The sequence below is a fragment of the Streptomyces sp. NPDC026500 genome (genome assembly GCF_055567635.1).
Map to the genome: position 1 here is coordinate 465941 of NZ_JBVHQB010000005.1, position 18960 is coordinate 484900.

14 protein-coding genes and 1 pseudogene are annotated in these 18960 nt (G+C 73.1%); 3 read left to right on the forward strand and 12 right to left on the reverse strand.

Going from position 1 to position 18960, the window contains the following annotated elements; all coding sequences use genetic code 11:
- Window positions 1–345: 345 nt before the first annotated feature.
- On the forward strand, window positions 346–1689 hold the full coding sequence (locus ACZ4N5_RS12695) for an MFS transporter (RefSeq protein ID WP_467757075.1): 1344 nt from the start codon (window positions 346–348) through the stop codon (window positions 1687–1689).
- Between the two features lie 82 nt (window positions 1690–1771).
- Here ACZ4N5_RS12695 and ACZ4N5_RS12700 read toward each other — a convergent pair whose 3' ends face one another.
- The 10 genes from ACZ4N5_RS12700 to hrcA form a co-directional block, all read right to left on the reverse strand.
- On the reverse strand, window positions 1772–2764 hold the full coding sequence (locus ACZ4N5_RS12700) for an adenosine deaminase (protein WP_467757076.1): 993 nt from the start codon (window positions 2762–2764) through the stop codon (window positions 1772–1774).
- Window positions 2765–2956: 192 nt separating this feature from the next.
- On the reverse strand, window positions 2957–3862 hold the full coding sequence (locus ACZ4N5_RS12705; RefSeq protein WP_467757077.1) for a ribonuclease Z: 906 nt from the start codon (window positions 3860–3862) through the stop codon (window positions 2957–2959).
- A 6-nt stretch (window positions 3863–3868) separates the two neighbouring features.
- Window positions 3869–4246, reverse strand: coding sequence for a histidine triad nucleotide-binding protein (locus tag ACZ4N5_RS12710; protein WP_467757078.1), 378 nt, complete (start codon window positions 4244–4246; stop codon window positions 3869–3871).
- Between the two features lie 111 nt (window positions 4247–4357).
- The gene (locus tag ACZ4N5_RS12715; RefSeq protein ID WP_467757079.1) at window positions 4358–7606 is read right to left on the reverse strand and encodes a S41 family peptidase; all 3249 of its coding nucleotides are present in this window, start codon (window positions 7604–7606) and stop codon (window positions 4358–4360) included.
- Between the two features lie 73 nt (window positions 7607–7679).
- Window positions 7680–8198, reverse strand: a complete 519-nt coding sequence (locus tag ACZ4N5_RS12720) for a hypothetical protein (RefSeq protein WP_467757080.1) — start codon at window positions 8196–8198, stop codon at window positions 7680–7682.
- A 198-nt stretch (window positions 8199–8396) separates the two neighbouring features.
- Window positions 8397–8789: a VOC family protein gene (locus ACZ4N5_RS12725; protein WP_467757081.1), complete on the reverse strand. Its 393-nt coding sequence runs from the start codon at window positions 8787–8789 to the stop codon at window positions 8397–8399.
- A gap of 52 nt (window positions 8790–8841) precedes the next feature.
- The gene (locus ACZ4N5_RS12730; RefSeq protein ID WP_467757082.1) at window positions 8842–9591 is read right to left on the reverse strand and encodes a 16S rRNA (uracil(1498)-N(3))-methyltransferase; all 750 of its coding nucleotides are present in this window, start codon (window positions 9589–9591) and stop codon (window positions 8842–8844) included.
- The gene (locus tag ACZ4N5_RS12735) at window positions 9588–10682 is read right to left on the reverse strand and encodes a nitronate monooxygenase (protein ID WP_467757083.1); all 1095 of its coding nucleotides are present in this window, start codon (window positions 10680–10682) and stop codon (window positions 9588–9590) included. Before ACZ4N5_RS12735 ends, ACZ4N5_RS12730 begins: the two co-directional genes overlap by 4 nt.
- 112 nt (window positions 10683–10794) lie before the next feature.
- Window positions 10795–11931, reverse strand: a complete 1137-nt coding sequence (gene dnaJ, locus ACZ4N5_RS12740) for a molecular chaperone DnaJ (RefSeq protein WP_467757084.1) — start codon at window positions 11929–11931, stop codon at window positions 10795–10797.
- Entirely contained in the window at window positions 11932–12948 is a 1017-nt protein-coding gene (gene hrcA / locus ACZ4N5_RS12745) for a heat-inducible transcriptional repressor HrcA (protein ID WP_328555614.1), read from the reverse strand.
- Window positions 12949–13126: 178 nt separating this feature from the next.
- Here hrcA and ACZ4N5_RS12750 point away from each other — a divergent pair.
- Both ACZ4N5_RS12750 and ACZ4N5_RS12755 read left to right on the forward strand, forming a co-directional pair.
- Window positions 13127–13840, forward strand: a pseudogene (locus tag ACZ4N5_RS12750) (MBL fold metallo-hydrolase); the annotation flags it as partial.
- Window positions 13841–14003: 163 nt separating this feature from the next.
- Complete coding sequence (locus ACZ4N5_RS12755) at window positions 14004–14810, forward strand: DUF3097 domain-containing protein (protein ID WP_467757085.1); 807 nt, start codon at window positions 14004–14006, stop codon at window positions 14808–14810.
- A gap of 348 nt (window positions 14811–15158) precedes the next feature.
- Here the strand turns inward: ACZ4N5_RS12755 and hemW are convergent, their stop codons facing one another.
- Both hemW and ACZ4N5_RS12765 read right to left on the reverse strand, forming a co-directional pair.
- Window positions 15159–16391: a radical SAM family heme chaperone HemW gene (gene hemW, locus ACZ4N5_RS12760; protein WP_467757086.1), complete on the reverse strand. Its 1233-nt coding sequence runs from the start codon at window positions 16389–16391 to the stop codon at window positions 15159–15161.
- A gap of 384 nt (window positions 16392–16775) precedes the next feature.
- Window positions 16776–18929, reverse strand: a complete 2154-nt coding sequence (locus ACZ4N5_RS12765; RefSeq protein ID WP_467757087.1) for a SpoIIE family protein phosphatase — start codon at window positions 18927–18929, stop codon at window positions 16776–16778.
- Between the last annotated feature and the right edge of the window lie 31 nt (window positions 18930–18960).

Genomic DNA, 18960 nt, shown 5'->3' on the forward strand with positions numbered 1-18960 from the left:
ACCGACCCCCACCTGTCCCGTGGCGGGGCAGGCCTTCCCCACCGCCACTCGCCCGCCCAGCGCCCGCGTCCGGGTGCGATCCCCGGTCCCCCCACCTGCCCGAACACCCTCGCCCGCACGCGCGGCACCGGCACCGGTCGGGCACCCGGCTCCGCCCGGCGCTCGAAAGGTGCGCGCTCCTACCCCGAGACCCCCACGGCAAACGAAGAGTGCCCCAGATCACACCGCTACGCCTTCTTCGCGGACCCCCCACCTTGATACAAATTGCCCGCGCGTTCCTGTCCGTCGACAGCCGCCCCAATCCCCCCTCTTCTTGAGCCGCTCTCGCCTGCCCTGGGAACGCCCGTGTCCGCCCGCACCCCCACGCCCTGGCCCCTCGTCGCCCTTTTCACGGCCGGTTACCTCGCCGCGTATCTGCTCCCCACCACCGTCGGCCGCCTCGACGCGGGACTCCCGCTGTCGGCCACCCAGGCCGGTGCCGTCGGCAGTGTCCTGCTGCTGGGTTCGGCCTCGGCCGGCTTCCTGCTCGCCTCCCGCGTCGACCGTTTCGGCCCGCGCAGGCTGGCCCGCGCAGGCCTGCTCCTCGCGGCCGTCGGCTACGGCACCGCCGCGCTCTCGGCGGCCGTCCCGCTCGTCGTCGCCGGCGCGATCGTCGGCGGCTTCGGTTCCGGTACGGCCACCGCGGTCGCCGCGACCGGAATCGCCGGCCGGCACGATCCGCACCGGGTCACCACCCTGGGTCTGCTCGGCGTCTCCGGCCTGGCGGGCGCCCTGTATCTGACGATCCCCCATCTGGGACCGGCGCACGGTGTCCCGCTCGCCGCGATCGCCTGCACGGCGCTGCTCGCGCTGACCCTGACGGGACGGCTCCCCGCGCGCACCCCGGCCGCGCACACCCCGCGCGCCGCCACCCCGCTCCCGCACCGCCGCTCCGGCCTGCTCCTCGCCGGCGCGATGCTCTTCTGGTCCCTCGCGCAGAACTCCCTGTGGGGCGTGAGCGGCCGGATCGGTCTGACCCAGGCGGGCCTCACCGAGGTCGAGGTCGGCGCGGTCTTCGCGGTGGCGCTCGGCGCCGGACTGCTCGGGACCATCGGCGCGGGCGCCCTCGGCCCGCGGCTCGGCCGGGCGCTGCCGATCGGCGTGGGCACGGCGCTGATCGCGGGCTGTATCGCGCTGAGCGCGGCGGCCACCGATCTGACGTCCTTCGCGGCGGGCGAGATCGCCTGGAACGCGCTGTACCCGGTCGTACTCTCGTATGTGATCGGCCTCGCCGCGTCCATGGACCCGCGCGGCCGATGGGCGGTCCTCGTCGGTTCCGCCTCCTCGCTCGGCACGGCGTGCGGCCCGCTCACCGGCAGTCTGCTGTCCGCGCGGGCGGGCTACCCGGCGATGGGAACGGTCCTGGCGGTCGGCCTGTTGCTCATCGGCGTCCCGATGACCCTCGTGGCCCTGCGGCCACGGCGCACCACCCAGATCGTCGAGATCCCCGTCGTCGAGATCCCCCTCGTGGAGATCCCTGTCGTGGAGATCCCCCTCGTGGAAATCTCCGTGGCGCCGATCCCGGACGTGGACAGCGCCGTCGTGGAGATCCCCCTGGAGGGCGTGCCCGCCCAGCGGGAGGCCTACGGCACGGCGGGGCCCCGGCACACGGCGGCCACCATGTCCGCGCCGGGTGCCGTGACCGTCTGACGCCCGTCCCCTGACCGCCCTTCCAACCTTCCAACCGTCCAACCGGGCGGACGGGCGGGCGGACGGGCAGTCGCTCGCTCGGCTACCCGAACTCGTACGCCTCGACCTCGGCGATGTAGCGCGCCCGGCGCTCCTCGTCGTGCTCCAGGAAGGACGCCTCGAACGAGTTGCGCGCCAGCTCCCGCAGCCGCTCCTCGCCGAGACCGAGGGCCTCGCGCACCCCGTGGAAGTTGTCGCCGACGTAACCGCCGAAGTAGGCGGGGTCGTCGGAGTTGACCGTGCACAGCAGTCCGGCGTCCATCATGGCGGGCAGCGGGTGGTCCGCCAGGACGTCGACGGCGCGCAGCCGTACGTTCGACAGCGGGCACAGGGTGAGCGGTACGCGCTCCCGGACGAGCCGTTCGACGAGCTCGGGGTCCTCCATGCAGCGCAGCCCGTGGTCGATGCGCTCGACGCCGAGGATGTCGAGGGCCTCGGTGATGTACGCGGGCGGCCCTTCTTCGCCGGCGTGCGCGACACGGCGCAGACCCAGTTCGGCGGCGGCCTCGTACACCGCGCGGAACTTGACCGGCGGGTGGCCGACCTCGGCGGAGTCGAGGCCGATGCCGACGATCCGGTCGAGGTAGGGCTTCGCGGCCTGAAGCGTGTCCATGGCGGACTCGGCGGACTCGTCCCGCAGGAAGCACATGATCAGCTGGGTGGAGACGCCGTGGGTCCCCTCGCTCCGCCCGAGCGCGCGCCACAGCCCCTCGACGACCGTCCCCATCGGCACGCCCCGGGCGATGTGCGCCTGCGGGTCGAAGAAGATCTCCGCGTGCCGTACGCCCTGCGCGGCGGCACGCGCGAGATAGGCGTCGGCCAGGTCGGCGAAGTCCGCTTCCGTCAGGAGGACAGCCATGAGCTCGTAGTACAGGTTCAGGAAGGTCTGGAGGTCGTCGAAGAGATACGCCTTGCGCAGCTCTTCGGTGTCCGCGTACGGCAGCGTGACGCCGTTGCGCGCGGCGAGCGCGAAGGCCAGCTCGGGTTCGAGGGTGCCTTCGATGTGGAGGTGCAGTTCAGCCTTGGGGAGGGACATCGCAGCATCGTACGGTCGATTCCCGGGCCCACCGAAACCAGCACCTTCCCGACACCGGGACCCCGACACCGGCAACTTCCCGACACCGGGACACCCCGGCACCGCGGCGCCGATACCCGGACGCCCCCGGCACCGGCGCCGGTGTCACGGACCCTGCGCCGGACCCGAAGCCGACCCCGGGTCCCGGCGCCCTCACCGTCGCTTCGGAACCGGCACTCTCACCAGGTCGTGCGCCACTGTCAGTTCCCCGTCGAACCCCGCCGCGCGGGCCTCGCGCTCGAACTCCGCGGGATCGGAGTAGCGCTGGCTGAAGTGGGTGAGCACAAGATGCCGCACGCCCGCCTCCTTGGCCGCCCGGCCCGCCTGACCTGCCGTCAGATGGCCGTGGTCCGTGGCGAGTTGATGGTCACCGTCGAGGAAGGTCGACTCGATGACCAGCAGGTCGCAGCCCTCGGCGAGCGCGTCCACGCCCTCGCACAGCCGGGTGTCCATGACGAACGCGAACCGCTGTCCGCGCCGCACCTCGCTGACGTCGTCCAGCGTGACGCCCCGCAGCGAACCCTCCCGTTGCAGCACCCCGACGTCGGATCCCTTGATCCCGTGCTCGGCGAGCCGCTCCGGCAGCATCCGCCGCCCGTCCGGTTCGACCAGCCGGTATCCGAAGGACTCGACGGGGTGGGAGAGCCTGCGGGCCTCCAGGGTGTACGCGGGGGTCGTCGCGACGACGCCGTCGTCCGCGACCGGCGCCTCGGTCAGCCGGGCGGTCTCACGGTAGGCGGTGGCGTACCGCAGCCGCTCGAAGAAGTGCTGTCCGGAGAGCGGGTAGTGCGCGGTCACCTCGTGCGGTACGCGGTCGAGGTTGATGCGCTGGATCACCCCGCCGAGCCCGAGCGCGTGGTCGCCGTGGAAATGGGTGACGCAGATGCGGTGCAGGTCGTGCGCGGCGACCCCGGCACGCAGCATCTGCCGCTGGGTGCCCTCGCCGGGGTCGAAGAGGAGACCCTCGCCGTCCCAGCGGAGCAGGTAGCCGTTGTGGTTGCGGTGCCGGGTCGGAACCTGGCTGGCGGTGCCGAGGACCACCAGTTCACGTGCGGACAAGGCGGGTTATCCCGGCGGCCACTGCATGCCACGGCCGCCCAGGAGGTGGGCGTGCGCGTGGAAGACGGTCTGTCCGGCACCGCTGCCCGTGTTGAACACGATGCGGTAGCTCTCCAGCTTCTCCTCGCCCGCGATCTCGCCCGCCTCGCGCAACAGGTCCGCGGCGACGGCGGGTTCGGCGGCGGCCAGGGCGGCCGCGTCCGTGTAGTGCACCCTGGGAATGACCAGGATGTGGGTCGGTGCCTGCGGGTTGATGTCGCGGAACGCCACGGTCGTGTCGCTCTCGCGCACCAGCGTCGCCGGAATGTGCCCCGCCACGATCTTGCAGAACAGGCAGTCGTCCTGCGGTTCCCCGCCCTCGTCCCGCCTCGGCTCCTGCGCCATGCGTGTGCCTCCTCACGCCAGCCGATCATTACCTCCGCATGCTAGCGGCCCGGCGGTGCGGACGGCTCGCGTGTGGCTCGCGCCGCCGCCGTCCGCCCCACCGGGCGAAGGTCACAGCGGCGGCAGCGTGGGCGCGGTCTTCGCCGGGTTCTCCTCCAGCGCGGCCAGCGCGATCCTGACCGCCTCGTCGAGCTGGGTGTCGCGGCCGGCCGCGTGGTCCTGCGGTGCCTGGACGACCTCGACGTCGGGATCGACACCGTGGTTCTCGACGCTCCACTCGTAACCCTCCAGCCAGAAGGCGTACTTGGGCTGGGTGACGGAGGTGCCGTCGACGAGGCGGTAGCGGCTGTCGATCCCGATGACGCCGCCCCAGGTGCGGGTGCCGACCACGGGTCCGATGCCCAGCGCCTTGATCGCCGCGTTGACGATGTCGCCGTCGGATCCGGAGAACTCGTTGGCGACGGCGACCACGGGGCCGCGCGGCGCGTCCTCCGGGTAGCTGTAGGGGCGCAGGCCGCGGGGCAGGTCCCAGCCGACGATCCGCCGGGCGAGCTTCTCCACCACGAGCTGGGAGGTGTGGCCGCCGCGGTTCTCACGGACGTCCACGACAAGGCCCTCGCGGGCCACCTCGATCCGCAGGTCGCGGTGGAGCTGCGCCCACCCGGAGCCGACCATGTCCGGCACGTGCAGATAGCCGAGGCGTCCGCCGGACAGCTCGTGGACGTAGGCGCGCCGGTCGGCCACCCACGCGTGGTAGCGCAGCGGCTCCTCGTCGGCGAGCGGTACGACGACCGCGTGGCGCGGATCTCCGCCGCCGGAGGGCGAGACGGTCAGCTCGACCGGTTTGCCCGCCGTGCCGACGAGCAGGGGTGCGGGCCCGGCCACCGGGTCCACCGGCCGGCCGCCGACGGCGACGACCGCGTCCCCGGCGCGCACCGCGACGCCGGGCGCTGCGAGCGGGGCCCGCGCGTCCGGGTCCGAGGTCTCCGAGGGGAGGATCCGGTCGATGCGCCAACTGCCGTCCTCGTGGCGGGAGATGTCCGCCCCGAGGAGCCCCTGGGCGAGGTCGCCGCCGCGGTGTCCGCCGCGCGGGGTGACGTACGCGTGCGAGGTGCCGAGTTCGCCCTGCACCTCCCACAGCAGGTCGACGAGGTCGTCGTGGGTGGCGACCCGTTCCAGGACCGGCCGGTACCGGTCGAGGACCGCGTCCCAGTCGACGCCGCCCAGGTCCGGCCGCCAGAAGTTGTCCCGCATGAGGCGGCCCATCTCGTCGTACATCTGGCGCCATTCGGCGGGCGGGTCGACGGTCTGGCGCACCCGCGACAGGTCGACGGTGATGTTCGTGTCGCTCTCGTCGTCGTTCGAGGCGCGCCGGTCGCTGGGGACGACCTTGAGCTTGCCGTCGGTCCACAGCAGGACCCGCTTGCCGTCGCCGGTGACGGTGAAGTGGTCGGCGTCGGCGGCGAGATGCTCGATGCGCTGCTGGGCGAGGTCGTACCGCTCCAGTTCGGTCTTCGGGTCCGGGTCGTCCGGGGTGGCGCGGGAGGAGCCGAGCACGCCCCGTACCGGATGGCGCAGCCACAGGAGGCCGTCCTTGGCGGCGCGCAGCGTCGAGTAGCGGGCGGCCTCGACGGGGAAGGGCACGATCCGGTCGGCGAGTCCGTCCAGGTCGATACGGGTGCTGGGGGTGCCCTCGCTGTCGGGTGTCTCGTCCTTGTCGGGGGCCTCGAAGGGCCTGCCGTGGCGCTGCGGTCCGAAGGGGGACGGGGTCGTCGCGGCCAGGGTGATCAGATACGGCCGGGAGCCGCCGACGAAGGCCAGGTCGAAGACGTGCTCGTCGTAGACGGGGTCGAAGGCGCGTGCCGACAGGAAGGCGAGGTGCTTGCCGTCGAGGGTGAACGCCGGTGCGTAGTCCCGGAAGCGCAGCGGGGTCGCCTCGGTCACCGACAGGTCGGTGGTGTTGGCGAGCTTGAGCTGGCGCAGCGGGCGCGGCCCAGGGTGCGACCAGGCGAGCCACGCCGAGTCGGGCGAGAAGACGAGGCCGGTGACGTCGCCGTCCTCGCTCCGGTCGACCTCGCGGACCTCGCCGCTCTCGCGCTCGACGAGCAGCACGCGCCCGTCGTGCGAGGCGACGGCGGCGCGGCTTCCGTCGGGCGCCATGGCGAGGCCGAGGACCCGGCCGAGCGCGCCGGCGGCGAGCCGTCGCGGGGTGGCTCCGGGGGCGACGCCGGTGGCGGGGGCGAATTCGAGGGCGTCGTCGCCCTCCGCGTCGGTCACCCAGACCACGTGCTCCTCGCCCTCGGCGCGGAAGGTGCGGGGCAGCCGGGCGCGGACGCCCTGCTCGGCGGCGAGCGCGCGGGCCGGTCCGGAGCGGTGCGTGACCCAGTGGACGGCGCCGCGCACGGAGATCGCGCTGCCGCGTCCGGTGTGGTCGGGCGCGGCGGCGGAGAACCAGCGCGAGGCGCTCACCGGGTGCGGCTGCTGGTCGACGCGCTGGCCGCCGAGCCGGATGTCCAGCCGGCGGGGCTCGGCGCCGTCGAGGTCGTCCAGGAGCCACAGTTCGCCGGCGGAGGAGTACACGACGCGGGTGCCGTCGGTGGCCGCGTGGCGGGCGTAGAAGGATCCCCCACTCTCGGCTTCGCTCGAGCGGGAGGTGCCCCCATGGGGGGTGTGGCGCCGCAGGTCGGTTCCGTCGGCGAGGGAGGAGTACAGGGCCCCGACGTCCTCGTGGTCCGACAGAAAGGCGATCCGTTCGCCCACCCAGAAGGGGTATTCGAGGTTCCCGCCGATGTCCTCGAGCAGCCGGACGAACTCGCCGTCGCCGTCCCGGTCGATCCACAGCTTGCCCGCCGTGCCGCCCCGGTAGCGCTTCCACCAGGCGGCCTCGCGCCCCATCGGGGCGGACAGCAGGACGACGCCGGGCGCGCCGTGGGCGACATCGCCGACGGGGCCGTACGGCAGGGTCGTCGCGGGGCCGCCGTCGAGCGGGACGGACCGTGCCCAGGTGCGGCGCAGGCTGGCCTGGCCCTGGGTACTGAGGGCGAGTACCTGTCCGTCGGGGGTCCAGCCGCGTACCTGGGTCTTCGAACTGCCCCAGTACGTCAGCCGTTTGGCGGGCCCGCCGGACAGGGAGGCGGTGTGGACCTCGGGGGCTCCGTCACGCGTCGACGTCCAGGCGACGGTCGTGCCGTCCGGGGAGATGCGCGGATGGTTGACCGGTACGTTGTCGGCGCTGACCCGCCAGGCGCGGCCGCCACCCTCGAGGGAGGCGGCCCAGATGTCGTCCTCGGCCGTGAAGACGACCAACTCGCCGTGCAGATGCGGAAACCGGAGATACGCGGAGGGTGCGGACTCAGTCACCCGATCACCCTATGCAGCGGACGCGCGCCCCGACAGGGGTTTGGATCACTTGATCCGTGTACGGTCCGGCAGGTCACTTGCCCTGCGAGGGCCAACAGGTGGGGTCGCCCTTGCACCACATGGTCTTCGTCACGGTGACGGTGACGGTGGGGTTGGGCTGCCCGTTCGTGGGGTGGTAGGTGACCGGCGGGGTGGGCCCGCCCGCGGCGTTGCAGTCGCCCAGGCCGTTCACGTGGAACCACTGCTTGCCGCCGACGGTGGCGCGCAGGTCGCCGCGTACGCAGGCGCCGTTGACGGCCCGGGTGACCTTGCCCTTGACGACGATGGCCCGGCCGTCGCCGGTCTGGCCCCGGCAGTCGACGGTCGCCACGGTGTTCTCGGTCGGCGAGGGCGACTTCCCGGGCGTGTAGGCCTTGTTGGCATTGCCGTAGTGGGCGGTGCAGGTGAGCCAGCGCACGTCCACGTGTTGTCGTTCGAGTTGCCTGGTCGCCGTCTGGTCGGTCGTGTAGGCCACGGTGGCGGTGCTGAGTCCGTCCACCGGCTGGCACGCGGTCACTCCGAACACTCCGGCCGCGCCCAGCCCGACGGCCATCAGTGCCCGCCTGCGCCCCGTCCGGCGCCTGATATGCCTCGAAGCCCCCATGGACGGCAGCGTGCCACCGCACGGCGCGGCGCGGTAGACCGCATGCGGCCATCGCGGGCACAACCACCCGAAGGAGTTGCCCGCCCGCGAGGGTCGGGCGACGAAGGAGTTCCTCGTCCCCCGCTCGGGCGGGCCCCGGGCCGCTCGTCAGCCGAGCAGCAGCTGCCACTCCTGGAGTTCCACCAGGTTGCCCTCGGGGTCCTTGAGATGGGCGACGCGCATGCGGTCCGTCATGGGCGCCGGGCCGTGCAGCAGGGTCGCGCCGCGCGAGACGACCTGCTCGCAGTAGGTGTCGAGGTCGTCCACCCGCAGCACCACCAGCGACCGGTGTCCGGTCACCACGTCACCGAGCTCCCCCAGGATCTCGGCCATCATCGCGCGGTCCTGGAGGGCGATGCCCGCCGATCCGGCGACGGGACTGAACTTCTCGTACGGGCCCTCGGCCGCGCCCGACTGGGGCCTGAGGCCGAGGACTTCGGAGTAGAAGCGATAGCAGGCGGCGAAGTCGGAGACGAGCAGCCGTACCTGAGCGAGTTCCATGAATTCCCCGGTGGATGTGCGGGTGACGGGTCGGGACCGGCGGGTGGTGGGGTCAGGACCAGCGGCCGGTGCGGGCCAGCAGCAGTGCCGTGGCCACGGTCCCGGCCGTCGAGGTGCGCAGCACCGTGCGCCCCAGGTGGAAGGTCTTCGCGCCGGCCTCGGTGAAGAGTGCGACCTCTTCGGGGGAGATGCCGCCCTCGGGGCCGACCACCAGGACGATCTCCCCGGAGCCGGGCAGCGCGGCGGTCGCGAAGGGCTCGGTGCCGAGTTCGGTGTCCTCGTGGAGTACGGCGGCGAGATCGGCTTTGGCCAGAAGTGCGGCAACCTGCTTGGTCGTCATCGCGTCCGCGACCTCCGGGAAGCGCACCCGGCGGGACTGCTTGCCGGCCTCCCGGGCGGTGGCGCGCCACTTGGCGAGCGCCTTCAGACCCCGGTCGCCCTTCCACTGCGTGATGCAGCGGGAGGCGGCCCAGGGGACGATCGCGTCCACGCCGGTCTCGGTCATGGTCTCGACGGCCAGCTCGCCCCGGTCGCCCTTGGGCAGGGCCTGGACGACCGTGATGCGCGGTTCCTCCGCCTCTTCCTCGGACACCGAGTCCATCTGGACGATCAGCCGGTCCTTGCCCTCGGTGTCGAGGACCACGCAGTCCGCCCAGCGACCGGCCCCGTCGGTGAGCACGACGTCCTCGCCGGCCCGCAGCCGCTTCACGGAGACGGCGTGCCGTCCCTCGGGGCCGTCGAGGACATAGCGTCCTCCGCCGGCCGCCTTGAAGTGCTCGACCAGGAACACCGGTGCCGTCATCGGGCCGCACCCTCTTCCGGGATCTCGTCGGCGGCCGACAACGCTGTCTTGGCGGCCGCTGTTTCGGCGTTCAGTACCTCTACCAGCTGTCCGGCGGGCAGGTCGCGCGCCATGCGGTGGCCCTGTCCCGCCCACAGCGCCATGCCCTGCGCGTCGCCCGCCCTGGCGGCCGCCTTGCGCAGCGGCAGGGTGAGGTGATGGATCTCGGGATAGGCGGCTGGGGCGTACGGGCCGTGCTCGCGCATGAAGCGGTTGGCCAGCCCGCGCGCCGGGCGCCCGGAGAAGGCGCGCGTCAGCTCCGTGCGGACGAAGAGGGGGTCGGTCAGCGCGTGCTTGTGCACGGCGCTCGCGCCGGACTCGGGGGTGGCGAGGAAGGCGGTGCCCAGCTGGGCCGCGTCCGCGCCCTCGGCGAGGACGGCGGCGATCTGGCTGCCGCGCATGATGCCGCCGGCCGCGACGACCGGGATCCGCACGGTCTCGCGGACCTGGGCGACCAGGGAGAGCAGACCGACGCCCGCGCCGTCCGTCTCCGGGTTGTCGCGGTGGGTGCCCTGGTGTCCGCCGGCCTCGATGCCCTGCGCGATGACCGCGTCTGCGCCGGCCCGCTGCACGTTGAGGGCTTCCTCGGCGGTGGTGGCGGTGACCAGGGTGAAGGTGCCGGCACGGCGCAGGGAGTCCAGCACGTCCTTGCTCGGGACGCCGAAGTGGAAGGAGACCACGGCCACCGGGTTGTCGAGGAGGACGGCGAGCTTGGCGTCGTAGCCGTCGTCGCGGCCGCTGTCCGGATCACCGAGCTCGGTCTCGTACCAGGCGGCCTCACCCGCGAGCTGGTTGGCGTACACCTCGACCGCGCCGGCGTCCGCGTACTCCGGCTGCGGCATGAACAGGTTGACGCCGAAGGGACGGCCGGTCAGCCCGCGCAGCTGCTTGATCTCCTGGTACATCCCGTCGGCGGTCTTGTACCCGGCGGCGAGGAATCCGAGCCCGCCGGCCTCGGACACGGCGGCCGCGAGCTGCGGGACGGAGACGCCGCCCGCCATGGGGGCCTGCACGATCGGGTGAGGGAAGAGATCGGTCAGCGCGGAGGACATGACGGCATGTTGTCACGTCCCCAGGACAAGTCCGAATCCGGTCGTCCGCCCGGGACGGGCCGCCGGGACGGTCGGACGCGGGGTGGCACGGCCACCCCGCGTCCGGCCTGGGTCAGCGGCCGTTGAAGGCGTCCTTCAGCCGGGAGAAGAGCCCCTGCTGACCGGGCTGGAACTGACCGGTGGGGCGCTCCTCGCCGCGCAGTATGGCGAGCTCGCGCAGCACCCGCTCCTGCTCCGCGTCGAGCTTGGTCGGCGTGGTGACCTCGACGTGCACGACGAGGTCGCCTCGGCCGCCGCCGCGCAGGTGCGTGACACCCCTGCCGTGCAGCGGGATCGACTGGCCGGACTGTGTGCCCGGACGGATGTCGACCTCCTCCATGCCGTCGAGCGTCTCCAGCGGCACCTTGGTGCCGAGGGACGCCGCCGTCATCGGGAGGGTGACCGTGCAGTGCAGGTCGTCGCCGCGCCGCTGGAAGGTCGAGTGCGGCAGCTCGTGGATCTCGACGTACAGGTCGCCGGCGGGGCCGCCGCCGGGGCCGACCTCGCCCTCGCCCGCGAGCTGGATCCGCGTGCCGTTGTCCACACCGGCCGGGATCTTGACCGTGAGGGTGCGACGGGACCGGACCCGGCCGTCGCCCGCGCAGTCGTGGCACGGGGTCGGGACCACGGTGCCGAAGCCCTGGCACTGCGGACACGGCCGTGAGGTCATGACCTGGCCGAGGAACGACCGCGTCACCTGGGACACCTCGCCGCGACCGCGGCACATGTCACAGGTCTGCGCGGAGGTCCCGGGCGCGGCGCCTTCGCCGTTGCAGGTGGCGCAGACGACGGCCGTGTCGACCTGGATGTCCTTCGTGGTGCCGAAGGCCGCCTCGTCGAGCTCGATCTCCAGCCGGATCATGGCGTCCTGTCCCCGGCGGGTGCGCGAGCGCGGTCCGCGCTGCGACGCCGTGCCGAAGAAGGCGTCCATGATGTCGGAGAAGTTCCCGAAGCCGCCCGCGCCGAAGCCGCCGGCGCCACCGCCGCCCTGCTGGGACAGCGGGTCGCCACCGAGGTCGTAGACCTGCTTCTTCTGCGGGTCCGACAACACCTCGTACGCGGCGTTGATCTCTTTGAACCGCTCCTGCGTCTTCGGATCGGGATTGACGTCCGGGTGCAGCTCGCGAGCGAGCCTCCGGAACGCCTTCTTGATCTCGTCCTGGGACGCGTCGCGGCGCACGCCGAGTACGGCGTAGTAGTCCGTGGCCACTTAAGACTCCGCCAGGATCTGTCCGACGTACCGTGCCACCGCTCGTACCGCTCCCATCGTTCCCGGGTAATCCATGCGGGTCGGGCCGACCACGCCGAGTTTGGCTACTGCCTCGCCGCCCGAACCGTAGCCGACCGAGACCACGGACGTGGAGTTGAGTCCCTCGTACGCGTTCTCGTGCCCGATTCGCACGGTCATGCTCGAATCCCCGGCCTCTCCAAGCAACTTGAGGAGCACTACCTGCTCCTCCAGCGCTTCGAGCACCGGCCGGATGGTGAGAGGGAAGTCATGTCCGAATCGCGTGAGATTGGCGGTACCGCCGATCATCAGCCGCTCCTCGGTCTCCTCGACGAGTGTCTCCAGCAGTGTGGAGAGCACCGTCGAGACCGTACCCCGGTCCTCCGACTCGAAGGCGTCCGGGAGGTCCTGGACGAGCTGCGGGACGTCCGCGAAGGGGCGCCCTGCGACCCGGCTGTTGAGCCGGGCCCGCAGATCCGCCAGCGACGTCTCACCGAACGGCACAGGACAGTTGATCATGCGCTGCTCGACCCGGCCGGTGTCCGTGATCAGTACGAGCATCACCCGCGCGGGGGCGAGTGACAGCAGCTCCACATGGCGCACGGTCGAGCGCGTCAGCGAGGGGTACTGCACGACGGCGACCTGCCGGGTGAGCTGCGCGAGCAGCCGCACGGTCCGCCCGACGACGTCGTCGAGGTCGACGGCGCCGTCCAGGAAGTTCTGGATGGCCCGTCGCTCGGGCGCGGTCATCGGCTTGACGCCCGCGAGCTTGTCGACGAAGAGCCGGTATCCCTTGTCCGTAGGGATGCGCCCGGCGCTGGTGTGCGGCTGGGCGATGTAGCCCTCGTCCTCCAGGGCGGCCATGTCGTTGCGGACGGTGGCGGGCGAGACGCCCAGCCGGTGCCGCTCGGTGAGCGCCTTGGAACCGACCGGTTCCTCGGTGCCGACATAGTCCTGGACGATGGCGCGGAGCACCTCGAGCCTGCGTTCACTGAGCATCGCGCACACCTCCAGAAGTCGACTCGGTGGTCTTCGTGGCCTTCGTGGCTTTCGTCTGGCACTCAGCACACGGGAGTGCCAGCGTTCCCCGGCCCAGTGTACGGCGGTGAGGCACGACCCCGGCAAGGGCGGGCCTGCGATGTCGTGCACGGCACCCGGTCACCGTTAGCGTCGCCGCATGAGGCTGACTTGGGAAGAGCTGGGGTGGGAAAGGGTGGCGCCCCGGGTCGGGCGGCGGCGACTTCCGGACTGGGACTGCACGGTCGGGCTCGTCGTCGGCGAGGGCGCGGCGCTGATGATCGACGCGGGATCGAGTCTCGCGGAGGGCGCGTGGTTGCGCCGGGAGGCGCAGGTTCTCGTCGGGCACCGTGTGACCCTTCTCGCGCTCACCCACCCTCATTTCGACCATGTCTTCGGCGCCGCGGCGTTCGCGGGCGCGGAGATCCTCGTCGCGGGCGGCTCGTCCGAGGTGTACGAGAACGGTCGCGGGGAGCTGTGCGCGGACGCGGTGCGCAACGGTCTCGACCCGCGGGCGGCGGAGGAGGCGGCCGACACCCTCGTGCGTCCCCGGCGGTCCGTGTGGGGCACCACGAACCTGGACCTCGGCGGCGGCATCGAGGTGCGGCTGGTACGGACGGGTGAGGGCCACACCGCCCACGACCTCGTGGTCGTCGTGCCGGGCGACCCGACGGTGGTGTTCTGCGGCGACCTGGTCGAGGAGTCCGGCGAGCCGCAGGCGGGCCCCGACGCCGTACCGGCGCGCTGGCCCGCGGCCCTCGACCGGCTGCTCGGCCTCGGCGGCGAGGACGCGCTGTACGTGCCCGGTCACGGGGCGGTCGTGGACGCCGGGTTCGTACGGTCCCAGCGGGATGCCCTGGCCGCGCGTTTCGGGTCGGCGGGTTCCGGCACGACAGGTTCCGGCACGGCGGGTTCCGGCACGGCGGGTTCCGGCACGGCGGGTTCCGGCACGGCGGGTTCCGGCACGGCGGGTTCCGGCACGGCGGGTTCCGGCGTGTCGCGGTGATCACCGCCGGGCTTCTCCTATCGTCATCCGAATGCGCCAGTACTCTCCGGACCTGACCCCGCCGTGGAAGAAGCCCAAGCCCGTGCCCGAGGTCCCGGCGGACCCCGGTCTGGTGGTCGAGGAGCCCGGCACCGGCTTCTGCGGCGCGGTGATCCGCTGCGAGGCGGGCACGGTGACCCTGGAGGACCGCTTCGGCAAGCACCGGGTGTTCCCGCTGGAGCCGCGCGGCTTCCTCCTGGAGGGCAGGGTGGTGACGCTGGTGCGCCCGACGGCCTCGGCGCCCGTACACCCCAGCCGTACGGCATCCGGCTCGGTGGCGGTGCCCGGCGCCCGCGCCCGGGTGGCGCGGGCCGGACGCATCTACGTCGAGGGCCGCCACGACGCCGAACTGGTCGAGCGGGTCTGGGGCGACGATCTGCGCATCGAGGGCGTCGTCGTGGAGTACCTGGAGGGCGTCGACGACCTCCCGGCGATCGTCGCCGCGTTCGACCCGGGCCCGGACGCCCGGCTCGGCGTACTCGTCGACCACCTGGTCCAGGGTTCGAAGGAGTCCCGCATCGCCGAGGCGGTCACGAGCGCGCACGCCCTGGTGCTCGGCCACCCGTACATCGACGTCTGGGAGGCCGTGAAGCCGTCCTCCGTGGGCATCCCGGACTGGCCCCGGGTCCCGCGCGGCCAGGACTGGAAGACGGGCGTGTGCCGTGCCCTGGGCTGGCCGGAGAACACCGGCGCGGCCTGGCAGCACATCCTGTCCCGGGTCCACTCCTACAAGGACCTGGAGCCGGAACTCCTGGGCCGGGTGGAGGAACTGATCGACTTCGTCACCGCGCCGGAGTGACGGGGGCTCCGGAGCCGCCAGGGCTGCGGGAGCCGCCAGAGCCGGGGAGCCGGAGCGCGGGGGTGCCGGAGCGTGAGGGTGCCGGACCACGGAGGCGCCGGACCACGGAGGTGGAGGTACCGGAACCGGGGGTGCCGGAACCGGGGCGCCGGGACCGTGGAAGTCCAGAGCCGGAGGTACCGGAACCGGAAGCCGGAACTGGGGCGCTGGAGCCGGGGGGGGTGCCGCCGCACGGACGGTATGCGCTCACCGCCGGGCCGGCGTTCCGGCGCCGACCGTCGGCAGCCCGGAGCCCGGAGCCCGGAGCCCGGAGCGATGGTGTGCCGGGACCGGGCGGGCCGACGGTGTTCAGTCCACCAGATCCCGGACGACCGCGTCCGCCAGCAGTCGCCCGCGCAGGGTGAGAACGGCGCGACCGGCGTCGTACGGACCGGCTTCGAGGAGCCCTTCGGACAGGGCGCGGCGGGAGGCCGCCAGCCCGTCGGGGCGGAGCAGGGAGAGCGGGCAGCCCTCGCGCAACCGCAGTTCGAGGAGGATCCGCTCGACCCGGCGGTCCTCGTCGGAGAGGAGCTCACGCCCCGCGCCCGGCGAGCGGCCCGAGGCCAGCGCGGCCGCGTACGCCCCCGGATGTTTCACGTTCCACCAGCGAACACCGCCCACGTGGCTGTGGGCGCCGGGGCCCGCGCCCCACCAGTCGGCGCCCCGCCAGTAGAGCTCGTTGTGCAGACAGCGGCCGGCCTCGGAGGTGGCCCAGTTCGACACCTCGTACCAGTCGAAGCCCGCCGCCGACATCACCTCGTCCGCGATGAGATAGCGGTCCGCGTGCACGTCGTCGTCCGTCATGGGGACCTCGCCGCGGCGGATGCGGCGCGCGAGCTGCGTGCCCTCCTCGACGATGAGCGCGTACGCGGAGATGTGGTCGGGGCCTGCGCCGAGGGCCGCTTCGAGCGATGCCCGCCAGTCGTCGTCCGACTCCCCCGGGGTGCCGTAGATCAGATCCAGGTTCACATGTGTGAAGCCGGCCGCGCGGGCCTCGGCGACACAGGCCTCGGGGCGGCCCGGGGTGTGCGTACGGTCGAGCACCTTCAGGACGTGCTGCCGGGCGCTCTGCATGCCGAAGGAGATCCGGTTGAAGCCGCCGGCGCGCAGCGTCGCGAGGTACTCCGGGTCGACCGACTCGGGGTTCGCCTCCGTCGTGATCTCCGCGTCGTCCGCGAGCCCGAACTCGTCACGGATCGCCCCCAGCATCCGTACGAGATCGTCGGCGGCCAGCAGGGTGGGCGTACCGCCTCCGACGAAGACCGTGCGGACGGGGCGGGGGTCGTCGCCGAGGACCTTGCGGGCGAGGCGGACCTCGTCGGTCAGGGTGTCCGCGTAGTTGTCGCGGGAGGCGAGCACACCGCCGCTGCCCCGCAGCTCGGTCGCCGTGTAGGTGTTGAAGTCGCAGTAGCCGCAGCGGGTCGCGCAGTACGGCACATGGAGGTAGAACCCGAGGGGCCGCTCGGCCGCCCCGGCCAGGGCGTGCGCGGGCAGCGCCCCGTCATCGGGGACGGGCTCACCGTCGGGAAGTGCGGAAGGCATGCCATCCATTGTCCAGTACGGGCGCGGTGCACGATTCCGCCCCGCGCTCGGACCTCTCCGTCCTGCGCTCGGACCTCTCCGTCCCGCGCTCGGACCCCTCCGTCCCGCGCTCGGACCTATCCGTCCCGTGCCCGGACCGGACCGACCCCGCCCGGACCGGACCGACCCCCGCCCGGAGCGGGCCGGGCCGACCCTTGCCCGGACCGGGCCGTCCTATGCCTGACCGACCATGCCGCTGCCCCGTCGGACCGATCGGGCAGCACGCCGCACCGGCCACCGGCCCCGGACCGGCGCGTGGCGCAGGGCAGTCAAGGGACGGCTGCGGAGCGCCCGGGACAGCGGGGTGCGGGCACGCGGGGACGCCGAGGTGCGGGCACGCAATGGCTACTCCGCCTGCAGCACCAGCAGGGCCATGTCGTCCTCAGGCGGGCGCGTGCCGAACTCGTGGACCAGCCCGCGGATCCGTTCCGCGATCAGCTCGGCGTTCAGGCCGACGCAGCCCGCGAGGGCATGCGCGAGACCGTCGTCGTCGTCGAACTGGCGGGACCCGTCGCGCCGCTCCGTCACGCCGTCGGTGACGCACAGCAGGGTGTCGCCGGGGTACAGCTCGAAGGACTCGGCGGTGTACTCGGGGTCCTCGAAGACACCGAGCAGGGTCTGCGGCCGGGCCATCTCCCGTACGTCGCCGTCGGGGCCCAGCAGCAGCGGCAGCGGATGTCCCGCCGAGGCCAGGGTGCAGCGCACTCCGCCGTCGAAGGGGACCAGCTCGCCGTAGAGCATGGAAAGGAAACGTGTCTGCGGGCCGAGGTCGGTGCCGAGCCCTGGTCCGCCCGCGGCCACGAGCGCACGGGCCGCCGCGTCCGCCGCCTCTGTCGCGTCGTCGAGGAGGAGCTGGTTGAGGCGGTCGAGGACGTCCGCGACGTCGTAGCCCTCGCGGGCCAGCAGCCGCAGCCAGGGCCGGGCCAGACCGATCACGACGGCGGCCTCGGGGCCCTTTCCCTGGACATCGCCGACGGCGAAGCACCAGCGTCCGTCGCCGGCCGGGAACACGTCGTAGAAGTCGCCGCTCGGCCCGCCCTTGTCGAGCGGCTCGTAGACGAGGGCGCTGCGCACCCCGGGAATCTCGGCGACCGCGCCCGGCAGCAGTCCCCGTTGCAGGACCCGGCTGATGGTGGCCTGGCGCGCGTACTGGCGGGCCGCGCCGATGGCGAGGGCGATCCGGCGACTGAGATCCTCGACGAGCCCGGTGACCTCGTCGGGGAAGTCGGGCAGTCCGGCCCGCCCGATGACGAGCGTGCCCAGCGGGCGGCCGCCCGCGATCAGCCGGTACGCCAGCGCCGCCCCGCTCGCCCCGCGGGCGCCCAGCGCCTCGCCCGGCCAGGGCACAGGGACGGCACGGGACCGCACCGCGTCGGGCAGCCGCGGCGGGTCCTTCTCCAGGGTGCCGCGCAGCCCCTCGATGAGGCTCTCGCTGCCGTGCCAGACGCGGGCGAGGCGGGGGCCGAGCGCGAGGCCGAGACCACCCGCCCGGTCGGTGGCCTCGTCCTCGAGCCACACAGCGCACCAGTCGGCGAGGCGCGGGACGAGGAGCTGCCCGGCCAGCGCGGCGACCAGGTCCTCGTCGAGCTGCCCGGCGAGCAGGTCGGAGGCCTCGGCGAGAAAGGAGAGGGCTCCCCGGTCCAGCCAGTCGTGACTCCGCGCCGTGCCCCGGGGCGCCCCGGAGGCGGATATCGCGGGATACGACTCGCCGCCGGCCCTCGGTCGCCAGTACCCCGTGGCCGGCCCCTCGGCGTACGCGTCGGCCCAGGCCCCCTCCGTCCCGCCCACCGCGCCCATGAGCCCGTCGCCGTCCCCCGACGCACCCGGTCCCCGGAGACCGCCGCCGTCCATGAACCCACCCGATCCGGGAAGGTCTTCGGCATCCGCGAACGCGGCGGTTCCGGGGAGACGTTCGGCTTCCGCCGATCCGCCCGACCGGTGCAGGTCGCCCGCGTCCGCGAAGACATCCGCACCGGACGGCGCGCCGGCGCTCCCGTCGACCAGCAGCCTCGACCACACCGTCTTCACGCCGGGACGGTAGGTGATCCCCCAGGCCTCGGAGAGTGCGGAGACGAGGCGCAGGCCACGCCCGTACTCCGGTGTTCCGTAGGGGTGTTCGGTGCCGTCCTCCCGTATCGCACGCGAGGGGTGGTGGTCGGACACCTCGACGACCAGCGGGCCCGGCGGGCCGTCGGCCGCGCACTCCAGGCGGCACAGCAGCTCGACGTCGGTGCCCGCGTGCACGACGGCGTTGGTGACGAGTTCGCTGACCACCACGGCGGCGTCCTCGGTGAGCCGGTCGTCGATGATCTCGGCGCCGGGCAGCGCCAGTTCGGCCCAGCTCACGAGCGTGTCACGGAGGAAACGGCGGGCGGCTCCGGGGGCGAGCGGAGTGCCCGGCAGTGATGTACGTGACACGACGTCCCGGCCGGCGCGGTGGTGCGCGGGCGCGTCCGGGGCGCACGCCATGGACTCCCGTTGCGTCGGAATGGCCCCCACTGTGCGGCTCCCTGGGCAGTTCGGACGAAAT

Bases quoted from the DNA above. Each gene is read 5' to 3' on its own strand.
- ACZ4N5_RS12700 (WP_467757076.1), bottom strand. From the start codon at position 2,764: ATGTCCCTCCCCAAGGCTGAACTGCACCTCCACATCGAAGGCACCCTC.
- ACZ4N5_RS12710 (WP_467757078.1), bottom strand. From the start codon at position 4,246: ATGGCGCAGGAGCCGAGGCGGGACGAGGGCGGGGAACCGCAGGACGAC.
- ACZ4N5_RS12720 (WP_467757080.1), bottom strand. From the start codon at position 8,198: ATGGCCGTCGGGCTGGGCGCGGCCGGAGTGTTCGGAGTGACCGCGTGC.
- ACZ4N5_RS12725 (WP_467757081.1), bottom strand. From the start codon at position 8,789: ATGGAACTCGCTCAGGTACGGCTGCTCGTCTCCGACTTCGCCGCCTGC.
- ACZ4N5_RS12730 (WP_467757082.1), bottom strand. From the start codon at position 9,591: ATGACGGCACCGGTGTTCCTGGTCGAGCACTTCAAGGCGGCCGGCGGA.
- ACZ4N5_RS12735 (WP_467757083.1), bottom strand. From the start codon at position 10,682: ATGTCCTCCGCGCTGACCGATCTCTTCCCTCACCCGATCGTGCAGGCC.
- hrcA (WP_328555614.1), bottom strand. From the start codon at position 12,948: ATGCTCAGTGAACGCAGGCTCGAGGTGCTCCGCGCCATCGTCCAGGAC.
- ACZ4N5_RS12755 (WP_467757085.1), top strand. From the start codon at position 14,004: ATGCGCCAGTACTCTCCGGACCTGACCCCGCCGTGGAAGAAGCCCAAG.
- hemW (WP_467757086.1), bottom strand. From the start codon at position 16,391: ATGCCTTCCGCACTTCCCGACGGTGAGCCCGTCCCCGATGACGGGGCG.